At 67.2% G+C, this 11,103-nt stretch carries 12 protein-coding genes; all 12 read left to right on the top strand.

Annotated features, from left to right (window positions below):
- Nucleotides 1–116: 116 nt before the first annotated feature.
- Entirely contained in the window at nt 117–974 is an 858-nt protein-coding gene (locus NTW26_02920; protein MCX7021225.1) for an undecaprenyl-diphosphate phosphatase, read from the top strand.
- A 4-nt stretch (nt 975–978) separates the two neighbouring features.
- A complete protein-coding gene (locus NTW26_02915; protein ID MCX7021224.1) occupies nt 979–2,916 on the top strand; it encodes a DNA translocase FtsK 4TM domain-containing protein in 1,938 nt (645 codons plus the stop codon).
- 118 nt (nt 2,917–3,034) lie between these two features.
- Nucleotides 3,035–3,670, top strand: coding sequence for an outer membrane lipoprotein carrier protein LolA (locus NTW26_02910; GenBank protein ID MCX7021223.1), 636 nt, complete (start codon nt 3,035–3,037; stop codon nt 3,668–3,670).
- A gap of 365 nt (nt 3,671–4,035) precedes the next feature.
- Nucleotides 4,036–4,830 (top strand): hypothetical protein, encoded by a 795-nt coding sequence (locus NTW26_02905; GenBank protein MCX7021222.1) that lies wholly within the window; start codon nt 4,036–4,038, stop codon nt 4,828–4,830.
- Nucleotides 4,823–6,196 carry a 30S ribosomal protein S12 methylthiotransferase RimO gene (gene rimO / locus NTW26_02900; protein ID MCX7021221.1) on the top strand — a complete coding sequence of 458 codons (1,374 nt, stop codon included), beginning with the start codon at nt 4,823–4,825 and terminating at the stop codon, nt 6,194–6,196. The genes NTW26_02905 and rimO overlap by 8 nt, the downstream gene beginning before the upstream one ends.
- Nucleotides 6,193–6,804, top strand: a complete 612-nt coding sequence (gene pgsA / locus NTW26_02895; protein ID MCX7021220.1) for a CDP-diacylglycerol--glycerol-3-phosphate 3-phosphatidyltransferase — start codon at nt 6,193–6,195, stop codon at nt 6,802–6,804. The genes rimO and pgsA overlap by 4 nt, the downstream gene beginning before the upstream one ends.
- Nucleotides 6,792–7,331, top strand: a complete 540-nt coding sequence (locus NTW26_02890; protein MCX7021219.1) for a phosphatidylglycerophosphatase A — start codon at nt 6,792–6,794, stop codon at nt 7,329–7,331. Before pgsA ends, NTW26_02890 begins: the two co-directional genes overlap by 13 nt.
- A 10-nt stretch (nt 7,332–7,341) precedes the next feature.
- Nucleotides 7,342–8,118, top strand: a complete 777-nt coding sequence (locus NTW26_02885; GenBank protein ID MCX7021218.1) for a Yip1 family protein — start codon at nt 7,342–7,344, stop codon at nt 8,116–8,118.
- 13 nt (nt 8,119–8,131) lie between these two features.
- Nucleotides 8,132–9,274, top strand: a complete 1,143-nt coding sequence (locus NTW26_02880) for a hypothetical protein (GenBank protein MCX7021217.1) — start codon at nt 8,132–8,134, stop codon at nt 9,272–9,274.
- 11 nt (nt 9,275–9,285) lie between these two features.
- Nucleotides 9,286–10,089, top strand: coding sequence for a hypothetical protein (locus tag NTW26_02875; GenBank protein MCX7021216.1), 804 nt, complete (start codon nt 9,286–9,288; stop codon nt 10,087–10,089).
- Entirely contained in the window at nt 10,089–10,748 is a 660-nt protein-coding gene (locus tag NTW26_02870; GenBank protein MCX7021215.1) for a class I SAM-dependent methyltransferase, read from the top strand. The genes NTW26_02875 and NTW26_02870 overlap by 1 nt, the downstream gene beginning before the upstream one ends.
- A complete protein-coding gene (locus NTW26_02865; protein ID MCX7021214.1) occupies nt 10,745–11,095 on the top strand; it encodes a PfkB family carbohydrate kinase in 351 nt (116 codons plus the stop codon). The genes NTW26_02870 and NTW26_02865 overlap by 4 nt, the downstream gene beginning before the upstream one ends.
- Nucleotides 11,096–11,103: the final 8 nt, after the last annotated feature.

Genomic DNA, 11,103 nt, shown 5'->3' with positions numbered 1-11,103 from the left:
GCGGCTGGCGATGAGGTTCGGTAAAATTTTTGGCGAGCTTCTCGGTTGACCGGCCTCCGGCGGGCGTGGTAAGCTAAATCCTCAATTGACGCGGTCTTATAGACCAGGGAGGCGCCGTGGACCTGCTGCAAGCCGCCGCGCTCGGCCTCCTTCAGGGGGCGACCGAGTTCCTCCCCGTGTCGAGCTCGGGGCACCTGGTGCTCGCCGGGGCGCTGATCGGCGTGGAGCCGGATCTCATCCTGGCCTTCGGCGTCTTTCTCCACTTCGCCACGATGCTGGCGGTGCTGGCCTATTTCGCGAAACGTTTCGTCGGGCTGGTGCGCGTCCTCTTCGTCAACCCGGTCCGCTGGATCGGCAAGAAGGAGATTCCCGACGGCGACCGCCGCCTGGGCCGTCTCCTGGTGGGGATAATCATCGGCACGCTGCCTGCGGTGGCCGTGGGCCTGCTCTTCAAAGCCCAGATAGACGAGGCGTTCCGTTCGCCGATGCTGGCGGCTGGGATGCTCTACGTCACCGCGGCGATTCTCTTCAGCCTTCTCTTGCGGAAACGCGGCCGGGAGGCCCGCGAGGTACGGGCCGAAGGCGATAAAAAAGACGAGATTCCCGCCCCGTCGTGGTGGCGCGCCCTCCTCGTCGGCGCGGCCCAGGCGGTGGCCATCCTGCCGGGAATCAGCCGCTCCGGCGCGACCATCGTCGCCGGGATACACCTGGGCGAAGAGCAGAGGCACGCCGCCGAGTTCAGCTTCCTCCTCTCCCTGCCGGCCGTCCTCGGGGCCAACCTCATCGAGCTGGGCGACGTGATTTCCTCGGGTAAGTGGCTTTCGTGGTCCGTGTATCTGGTCGGGGGCCTGGCCGCATTTCTCACCGGACTGGCGGCCATCTGGGTCGTCATGCGGACCGTACGGAGCGGGCGCTTCTGGCTCTTCGGAATCTACTGCGCGGCTGCGGCCACGCTCTCCCTCATCGTCGGGTAACGCTTTGGCTGGACGGGTAAAGAAGAAGGAAATTAAGCGGGCCGTCGGGACGGGCCTCTTCCTGCTCGTCGCCGGCGTCTTGTCCTTCGTCAGCCTGATCGTCTTCCTGGATTCTGGCGCGCCGGAAACTTTGGGCGAGGTCTCCTCCGGCTTCGTCGGTGACCTTGGATTGTCCTGGGGCCGAGCTCAGATGTGGCTTTACGGTTACCTCGCCCTGGCGCTGGCCCTGGTCGCCGCCTACGTGGGGGTGGAGCTACTCCGGGGGACCCGGGAAAAGCTCGGCCGGAGAATTCTCGGCTTCCTCGTCTTGATCACCTCCCTCGCGGTTTTCTTCGGGTTGACTGGCCTCGGTAAGCCAGGAATCCCCTGGCACGGCTATGGGGGCTGGGTCGGTGCCGGCGTCGCCGGGGGTTTACTCGGCGCCGTCGGCTCCCTGGGCACCGTCGTCGCGGCCCTGGTGGGACTGATTTTCGGCTTCACCCTGGCCACCGGCGTCCGGCTCGCCGCTTTGGCCGGAGGGGTGGCCGGTGGGTTCCGGTGGATGGCGGTGAAGGTCGGCCGCCTGTTCCGGGGCCGCGATTGGTCGCGCGCGGTGCCCGAGACAGTCGCGCCCGTCGAATCGGTTCCAGCGGAGCCGGTGCTCCCCGTCGAAAAGGCAAACCGAGCGCAGCGAGCTATGCCCCCGGCAAAACCCGCGCCCCCCGAGCCCGAGGTCGTCGAAGGGCCGGTCAGCGACCTGCCCGAGTGGCAGCAGCCCGGCGTGAGCGCCATGCACGAGGCGCCGCCCCTGGACCTCCTCGGCCCCCGCGAGCCCGACGAACAGCCGGAAGACCCCGAGGAGCGCCGCGCCCGCATCAGAACCCTCACCGGTTTCCTGGAGCAGAATCAGCTCGCGGCGAACGTGGTGGAATACACCGCGGGTCCCAGTTTGGGCCGTTTCGAGCTGCGCCTGGCCCCGGGGGTCAGAATCGCCTCCCTCGACCGGCTGAAGGTCGAGCTGGCGCTGGCGATGGGGTGCAACCAGGTCCGCTTCGCCCCGAACCCGGAGCGGGGGACGGTGTCCCTGGAGGTTCCCCTCGGCCGGCGACGTACGGTCCGCCTGCGCGAGCTCCTCGAGGAGCCCACCTGGCAGGAGCACGCGAGCCCCCTGGCCTTCCCCGTGGGGCTGACCCAGGACGGGAAGCCGGTGGTGGCCGATTTCTGCGAGCTGCCGCACCTGTTGGTCGCCGGCACCACCGGGTCGGGCAAGAGCGTCTTCCTGAACGCGCTGCTGCTGTCGCTTCTGTGCCGGGTGGGTCCGCGGCACCTCCGGCTGGTTCTCGTTGATCCGGGCCGCGTGGAACTGGCCCCCTACGACGGGCTGCCCCACCTCTTGACGGCCCCCGTTTACGATCCCTACGCCGTCCTCGCCGTCCTGGGGCGCCTGGTGGACGAGATGGACCAGCGGTACAATCGGCTGTCGGTGGCCCGGTGCCGTTCCATTGCCGCCTTCAACTCGTCCGTGGGCGAGCGGGGCGACGTGCCGATGCCCTATATCGTCCTGGCGGTGGACGAGCTGGCCGAGTTGATGGCCGCCACCGGCAAGGCCCTGGAGCAGCCGCTGGCCCGGCTGGCCCAGATGTCGCGCGCCGTGGGCATCCACCTCGTCGTCGCCACCCAACGTCCCAGCGTGGACGTGGTGACCGGCGTTTTAAAGGCCAACTTCCCCAGCCGTATCGCCTTCCAGGTCCGCTCGAAGACCGATTCCAGGGTGATTCTGGACCAGGGGGGCGCCGAGGAGCTCGCCGGCGGCGGTGACCTCCTCTTCCTCCCCGTGGGGGCGACGGAGCCGCTGCGGCTCCAGGGCGCCTTCGTGGACGAGGGCGAGGTGGACGCGGTGGTGGGTTACTGGACAGGAACCGCCCGCGATGAAAGGAGACAGGGGGTTTCGCCAGAGGCGTAGCTCACTTCGTTCGGTTTGCCGGAGGCGTAGCTCGCTTCGCTCGGTTCGCTCGTTTAAACCCCTTGCCGCCCGCCGGGAACCCGCGTAGCCCCAAGAAAATCACCGACCCGGGAGGGTCATGCGCAGAGTAGTAGCATCCCTGCTGGTGTTCACCGCGGTCCTCGCCGGGGACTTGACCACGAGCGAGGTCGTCGCGCGGGTCAAGGCTTCCTACGCCAGCGCCCGCACCTTCACCTGCGACGTCCGCCGGGTCACCGCCTCCGGCATGCTCGGCCAGCGGCACGTCATGCGCGGTACCATGACGAGCCTCCTTCCCGACGAGTTCCGCATAGATTACGTAAGCCCCTTCGAGCAGTCCCTGGTCTGCAACGGTAAAACGGTTTGGCTCTACACGCCCCGGAATAACCAGGTCATCGTCTCCTCGGTGGAGGACTACGCCGAGCGGGAGATGCTGGGGGATCTGATCGGCTACTTCGAGCGGGACTACTCCTACGAGCTGGCGGGCGAGGAAGATGTGGACGGGCGCAACACGGTGGTGCTCAAGATGACCGCCCTTTCTCCCGACTACCCCTACCCTCGGGGGCGGTTGTGGGTGGACCCCGAAACCTGGCTCCCGGCCGAGGTGGAGCTGACCGACGACATCGGGAACACGATTTCCTACCGGCTGTCGAACATCCAACTGAACGCGGCGGTGGACCGTTCGACGTTCGACTTCACCCCGCCGCCCGGGGTCGAAGTGGTGAAAGTGGATTAAATGGACGCGGGTAAAATCAGACGTGAGCGACTCAGGAGGAACCTGCGAACGGCGGGCCTCAGCCTGCTCCTTATCGGGGCCGGACTGCTTTTGATCCTTCAGGGCGGGCCGCTGGGCATCTTTTTCGGCATTCCCCTCGGGGCCGGGGGCCTGGTCGCCCTCGTCATCGGGCTCGTCAGTCTCGCCAAGGGACTGCTCGTTCCGCCGCGCCGCTTCGCCTGCCCGCGCTGCAAAACGGAGCAGTCCGCCCTGCGCGACCTCCCCTGGACGGTCTGTACGAAGTGCGAACTCCCCCTCGTCTTCCTGGGGGAGAGCTATCTGTCGCTCATCCACTGCGCGTGTTCTTCGCGGAGAGAATCGGCGCGATGTTGGCCGAGACGAACACCGCCGTGGTCTGGGGGGAGTTGGTGGCCCGGACGCGCGCGTTGCGCCTCGCCTTCAGCCTGCTGGCCGAGGCGGCCGAAAAGGGCGACCTCGAATCCGCGCCCGCCTTCTGGCCCGTCATGCGGGGCTCAACGGTGAATACGGTCTACGCCTGGGCGCGCTACCTGGAGCTCAACGGCCCCCACGAGTTCCGCCCCGACGACGTCCCCGCGGAGTTTCCCCTGGGCGAGATAATCGAGTGTCAGCACGACCTGTCACGCCTTTCCGGTTTCGGCGAAAAGTGGAACCTGGAGGCCGCGGCGCTGGATGAGAAGCCGCGCTGGTTCGGGGCCCCCAGTCTCGTGCTCGACGATTTCCGCGTCCTCGAGCGCCTGGCCCGTGAGGTGGACCCGGAAAAGGGGATGCCCTCCCTGGATGAGGAGGAGCGGAAGCGGCTTTTGGACATTTTTTCCCTCGACCGTTTGTCCGCCGGGAAGAGGAAGCGCGTCGAGCTGCTGTTGGGCGAAAAGAGCGGCCGGACCGCCGCCTTCTGCGACCTTTCCTACAACGCAAACGCGCATAGCTGGCTGGTGCTCCTGGACGACGGCGGATTGGCGGCATTCAACGGGAAAACCGTGAAGTTCTGCGCGCCCGAAGAAGTCGCCTCGGTTTACTTCACCGACCGGGACCTCGTCGTCGAGCCGGTGGAGGGAGAGCCTTTTAAAGTCCCCGCCGGCGTCCCCCGGGAGCGACGCTCCTTCCTCCTTTTGATTCAAACCGGGAGTGCCCGTGGATGAAGCCCCGAAGAGAGTCCACATCGTTTCTCTTGGCTGCGCCAAGGCGCTGGTGGACACCGAGGTCATGCTGGCCCAGCTCGAGCGGCGCGGGTACTTGCCGACCAACGACGAGGAGGCCGAGCTCTACCTCATCAACACCTGCGGCTTCCTGGCCGAGGCGCTGGAGGAGACTTTCTCCGAAATAGAGCGGCTGGTCGAGTTCAAGGAGGCGCACCCCGGCTCGCGGCTGGCCGTGGTGGGCTGCGCGTCCGAGGCGTTGAAGGGCGGGATAGCCGAGCGTTTTCCCCAGGTGGACCTCGTGGCCGGGACCGGGGCGCTGGCCCGTATCGGCGAGCTGGTGGGCCGGTTGGAGCGGCGCAGGAAGGCCGAACCGCTCCTGGATTTCCCCCCGCCCGGAGGGGTCTACGACGGAAACCCCGACCCCCTTCCCGAGAGGGTGGCGCTCACCCTGCCGCACATCGCCTACCTCAAGCTGGCCGAGGGCTGCGATCTGGGTTGCACCTTCTGCGCCATTCCCGCCCTGCGCGGGCCCCAGCGGAGCCGCCCCGTGGAAACGCTGGTCGCCGAGGCGGTGTCCCTGGTCGAGGAGGGGGTGCGGGAGCTGATTCTCGTCGCCCAGGAAACCACGGCGTACGGGCGCGACCTCTACGGCGAGCCGTCCCTCGTGCGGCTGCTGGCCGCGATGAGCCTTCAATTGCCCGAGGATGACGTCTGGCTTCGATTGCTCTACCCGAACCCCGCCCGGGTGGACGCGGAGCTGCTGGAGTGTTTTACGAATTACCCCCAGCTCGTGCCCTACCTCGATTTCCCCTTCCAGCACGCCGACGGAGCCGTGCTCAAGTCCATGGGCCGTCCCGGCGACGCGGAAGCGCTTTCCGCCGTCATCGCGCTGACGCGGAAGACCGTGCCGGGACTGGTCCTGCGCGGAACCGCCCTGGTCGGCTTCCCCACCGAGGACCAGGCCGCCTTCGATAGGCTGGTCCGCTTCGTGGAGGAGACGGGGTTCGACCACCTCGGGGTATTTACTTTCTCCGCCCGGCCGGGGACGCGCGCCGCCGACGAGCTCGGCGACCCCGTTTCGCAGGAGATGAAGGAGCTACGCGCCGAGGCGCTCCACGACATCCAGGAAGCCATCTCCTTCGCCGGGCACGCCCGTCTGGTGGGCACGCAAGACGACGTACTGGTGGACGCCGTCGCCGCGAGTGGGGCCATAGCCCGTGGCCGCCGCTTCTGCCCCGACGTGGACGGAGTGGTCGAGGTGGCCCTGCCGGAGGGGCACGGCTGGCTGCCCGGTGATTTCAGGCGTGTCGCCTACACCGCGGCCCAGCCCTACGACCTCTACGCCGAGCCGGTGACTGAAGAATGACGCTGCCGAACAGGCTGACCCTCTTTAGAATCGCTCTGGCGCCGCTCTTCGTGGTGGCGGTGGCCTTTGGGCATTTCTACGCCTATCTGGCGGCGCTGCTCCTCCTCGCCCTGGCCGCCCTCACCGACCTCGCCGACGGCCGCATCGCGAGAAAAACCGAGACCCGGTCCGCCTTCGGGGAGTTCGCCGATCCCCTGGCGGACAAGCTCTTCGTCGTCACCGCCCTCGTCTCCTTCGCCGCCGTGGAAGCGGTGCCCTGGTGGCTGGCGCTCATCGTTATCTGGCGGGAGTTGATCGTCACGACGCTGCGGGCCTACGCCGCCCATCGCGGAGTGGATATCCCGCCGTCCCGTCTGGGCAAGGCCAAGACCCTGATGCAGATGGTCGCGGTGCTGGCGGTGCTGGCCTACTTGACGGCCCGCGCCGGCTTCCCCGTCCTCGGGTGGGAGTGGAAAGAGAGCCTCGACCTCGGGTTCCGGATAGCTTACCTGGTGATTCTGGGGCTCTCCGTGGCGCAGACGGTTCTCTCCGGCGCGCTCTACCTCTGCAACGCCCGAAAGCTTCTGCGGAGCGGAATCGAGGGGAAGGAGGGCGGATGGCGTTCGTGAAGCGGACCCGAATTCCCGAAAAACCGCCGCTGCGGTTGTGGGAGGCGCCCTACCTGGTCGTCGGCAGCTTCGGCGGCACGGGGTTCTTCCCCGTCGCCTCGGGCACGGTGGCGAGTCTCGCGGCCTGTGCGCTCTACGTTATACTGCCCCCCTGGCCCTGGCTCGCGGGCGCGCTGGGCGCACTCATCTTCCTCTTCGGCGTTCCGGCGACGAGTTGGATGGCCGTCCGCTACCGCGACCCGGACCCCAGCCAGGCCACCGCGGACGAGGGCGCGGTGATGCTGTTGATTCTCGCCTTCTTTCCCCGGGAGTGGGGCTACATGGCCCTCGCCTTCCTTCTCTTCCGCTTCTTCGACATCGCCAAGCTTCCACCCTGCCGCCGGATCGAGCGGCTGTCCGGCGGGTGGGGGATCATGCTCGACGACCTGGCGGCCGGAGTTTACGCCGTCGCCCTCCTGGCGGTCGTTTACCTGACGAAACTGATGCCCGTCTGGGCCCGCGTCCCCCTGCCCAACCTCTGGTTCTAGAGGAGCAGCCATGCCCGACGAAGAACGAGACAAGGGGTTTAAACCCCTTGCCTCCACTAACGAAGAACAGGTTTACAAGAGCCCCATCGGCCAGTACCTCGACGCCGTGGTGTCGCCCGGCGAGGCCTTCCGCGGTCTGAAAGCCAGGCCGCGCTGGCTCGTCTTTTTCCTCCTCACCCTCGCCGTCTCCCTGGCCACCCTCCCCCTCCTGATGCCCTACTCCGTGACGGCCCAGCGCGAGGCGATAAACGAAATTCTGCGCGAGAACCGGGATGCGATGCCCGCCGAGCAGGTCGCCCGACTGGAGGAGTTCCGGGACCATGCCGGCACCGGCTTCATGGGCGAGGTCTTCCCCTACCTCGGGGTGCCCGTGTCGCTTTTCATCTACCTCCTCCTGGCCTCGGCGGGGCTGAACGTCGGCGTGGGGCTCACCGGGCAGAAGCTGGGCTTCCGCAACGCCGTCTCCATCGTCTCCCTGGCATCGGTGGCCATGGCCGCGGGGGTGGTGGTGATGCTGGTCCTGGTGCTGGTGAAGGGCGACGTTTACGTGGGGACCAACCTGGGGCTTCTGTTCCCCCGGATGCCCTCGGAGTGGTATATGAAGGTCTTGAGGGGCTTCGCCTCCCAGATAGACGTTTTCTCCGCCTGGAGCGTCTATCTGCTCACCGTCGGCGTGCGCGAGGTGACCGGGCTTTCCGTGAAACGCTCCTTCAGGGTCGTATTCATCCTCTGGCTGCTCTGGGCGCTCGTGATGACGGCCCTGAGCTACTTCGGCTTCGCCCAATGAGGACCGCCCCCCGATGAGCCGTCCCCGAACAGGCCCCGCCTTCCCCGACGGGTACCGCGAGTACACGGGCGTCGTCCACCTCCACTCGACCTACTCCGACGGCCACTGGCCCGTGGGGCGCATCCTCGGGGAGGGCATCCGCGCCGGGCTGGACTTCGTCTTCCTCACCGACCACGATACCCTGGGGGCCGGGGATGACGGCTGGGGCGGCTGGTACGCTTCGGCTTCGCCCGAGGGCCCCTGGCTCTCGGTGAGGCCGGTGGAGAGGAAAGGCTCATCCGCCCACCGCATCTTCCTCGGGGTGGGGGCGGAGATAACCCCGCCCCGGTCGCACTACCTGGCCTTCGGCGTGGACCGGCTCCCCGCCCCCGGACTCCCCAGCCAGAAAATAATAGACTTTGTCCGCGCCCGTGGCGGATTCGGCGTCATTCCCCACCCCGACCATCGGGGGAACGTCCGGTTCGGCATCGGCTGCTACAAGTGGGAGGACTGGTCGGTCACCGGCTACGACGCCCTGGACGTCTGGGACCTGATGACCGACTGGCAGGACTCGCTGCGCGGCATCGTGAGCGCCTACGTGGCCTACAACCGGCCGGCGTGGGTTTTGCGCGGCCCGAAGCGGGAGACCCTGGAGCGTTGGGACCGTCTTTTGGCCTGCGGTCCGATGCCGGTCATCGGCTGCTGCGACAACCACGGCCGCCCCTACCGCCTGGTGCGGACCTACGACATCCTCCCCTACCCCACGGCTCTGCGGCTCATCCGGTTTCACCTCTTCACGCGGCCGCTGGAGGGGCTCTCCGCCGACGAGACCGAGCGGGAGCTTCTTTCCGCAATGCAGGCCGGGCGCGGCTTCGTCGCCCAGGAGTTCTGGTGGCCCGCCCGTGGCTTTTCCTTTTTCGCCGGGAATGGGACCGAGACCGCGCCGATGGGTTCCACAGTTTCGCCGGATAAGGGCCCCTGGACGTTGACCGTTCAATTGCCCGAGCGGGGGATAATCAACCTGGTAAAAGACGGGGTCCCCATCGTCACCCGGACGGGGCGCAGCCTGGTCCACCGGGCGGAGGGGGTGGGGGTCTTCCGGGTCGAGGTCTACCGGCGGCGGAAGTGGCTGAAAAAAACGTGGATAATCTCCAACGCCATCCGGATAACGGATTGAGGAGAATGAAGATGCGGCTTTGGTACATTTTACTGGTTGCGGCGACCGTAATCGGCTGCGCCGCCGGGGAGGTTCCCGCGAATACCGAACCCGCCGGCGGCGGGAACCTCTCCATCTCCCCCTGGAACTGGCACTCGACGCCGGTGATCGAGCCCGACGGCTCGCTGTGGCTGGGCTTCACCGCGACGAACCCCACCGACCGGACGGTTACCGCCGATTCCTTCTGGGGCGGCTGCCTTCTGACCCTGACCGCCCCCTCGGACGGGACGCAGACCGTGGGCGGCCTCTCGGTCCAGGGCGCGGACGGGACAGTCCGGGACATGGAGCCCGCCGGGACCAGCACCGCCGTCGTGGATGCGGGAGAGATATTCGATTTCACCGAGACCGGCCCCCATCTCCTGCGCTGGGATTCGCCGCTCGGGACGATGGAGTACGTCATCCGTGTCCTGGCCGGCCTCGACTATCTCCTCTACCGCCTGGCGAACGACGTCACCTACAACGAGTGGGGCCTCTACCTCTACGGCGAGGACGGGATCTTCCTCTCCGGCTCCCTGGCGGAGCGGGTCACGGCCGGCGGCGATTCGGCGGTCGGCGGCCTGGCCGCCTTCCTGGACGACGAAAAGGAGTGCTTCATCGAGGGTTCCGAGGAGGCGACCCTCGGCTCGATGTACGCCCACCGGGTCAAGGACTACGCGGCCATCATGCTCGCCAGAATCCTCGGCGTCGGCGTTCCCGAGCTGCGCTCAATGGACCCCGCCGTGAGGGACGCGGGCATCGCGAAGGTCAGGCTTCTACTCGAAGAAAGCGGGTACTGATGGCCAACCGGACGCTGGCGGTCACCGACGAAATCTACGCCTACCTGGAAAACACCCTGCGGGAGCCCGAGGTCCTGCGGCGGCTCCGCGAGGAAACCTCGAAGCTGCCCAACGCCAAAATGCAGATCGCCCCGGAACAGGGGCAGCTCATGGCGCTGCTGGTGGAGCTCGTCGGGGCGAAAATGTGCCTGGAAATCGGCACCTTCACCGGCTACAGCTCCACCGCGGTGGCCCTGGCGCTGCCGCCCGACGGCAGGCTGGTCGCCTGCGACTCCAGCCGCGAGTGGACCGACGTCGCCCGGCGGTGCTGGGAGGAGGCCGGGGTTTCGCACAAGATCGAGCTCCGCCTGGGACCGGCCCTGCAAAGCCTGGATGCGCTTTTGGCCGAAGGTTGCGCCGGGCGGTTCGATTTCGCCTTCATTGACGCGGACAAGGCGAGCTACGACGCCTACTACGAGAAAACCCTAAAACTCCTGCGTCCCGGCGGCCTCGTCGCCCTGGACAACGCCCTGCGGCACGGGCGGGTGGCCGACACCGCCGACGCCGACCCGGGGACGGCCGTCATCCGCGACCTCAACCGTAAAATCCGGGACGACGTCCGCGTGACGATGTCCCTGGTGCCCATCGCCGACGGGCTGTTGCTGGCGAGGAAGCGTTGAGCCGTGTCGCCGTCGTCGGTTCCTCGATTCTGGACGTGGCGGTGGTCACGCCGCGCTTCCCGCGCCCCGGGGAGACGGTGCGGCCCGACGCGCTCGGGCTCTACCCCGGCGGCAAGGGTTTCAACCAGGCCCTGGCGCTGGCCCGGCTGGGGCACGACGTCCTCTTCATCTCCAGGCTGGGGGACGACCCGCTGGCGGAGATTTTCCGCACATTGCGGGCCATCGGCTTTCAAGGATACTTGTCGCTGGAATTGTTCAATCGCGACTACTGGAAGCAAGACGCTCTGAGCGTTGCCAAAACCGGCTTGGAAAAAATGCGTGAACTGGTGCGAACGGCTCTGGCGTAGGAAAGACG

The organism is bacterium (assembly GCA_026398675.1).
Taxonomy (GTDB): domain Bacteria; phylum RBG-13-66-14; class RBG-13-66-14; order RBG-13-66-14; family RBG-13-66-14; genus RBG-13-66-14.
Note: the sequence above shows the minus strand (reverse complement) of the source record. Positions and strands in the feature narration are given on the sequence as shown.

Excerpts from the sequence above, each read along its gene's own strand:
- NTW26_02910 (MCX7021223.1), top strand. The coding sequence starts at position 3,035 with ATGCGCAGAGTAGTAGCATCCCTGCTGGTGTTCACCGCGGTCCTCGCC.
- NTW26_02905 (MCX7021222.1), top strand. The coding sequence starts at position 4,036 with ATGTTGGCCGAGACGAACACCGCCGTGGTCTGGGGGGAGTTGGTGGCC.
- NTW26_02890 (MCX7021219.1), top strand. The coding sequence starts at position 6,792 with ATGGCGTTCGTGAAGCGGACCCGAATTCCCGAAAAACCGCCGCTGCGG.
- NTW26_02880 (MCX7021217.1), top strand. The coding sequence starts at position 8,132 with ATGAGCCGTCCCCGAACAGGCCCCGCCTTCCCCGACGGGTACCGCGAG.
- NTW26_02885 (MCX7021218.1), top strand. The coding sequence starts at position 7,342 with ATGCCCGACGAAGAACGAGACAAGGGGTTTAAACCCCTTGCCTCCACT.
- pgsA (MCX7021220.1), top strand. The coding sequence starts at position 6,193 with ATGACGCTGCCGAACAGGCTGACCCTCTTTAGAATCGCTCTGGCGCCG.
- NTW26_02875 (MCX7021216.1), top strand. The coding sequence starts at position 9,286 with ATGCGGCTTTGGTACATTTTACTGGTTGCGGCGACCGTAATCGGCTGC.
- NTW26_02870 (MCX7021215.1), top strand. The coding sequence starts at position 10,089 with ATGGCCAACCGGACGCTGGCGGTCACCGACGAAATCTACGCCTACCTG.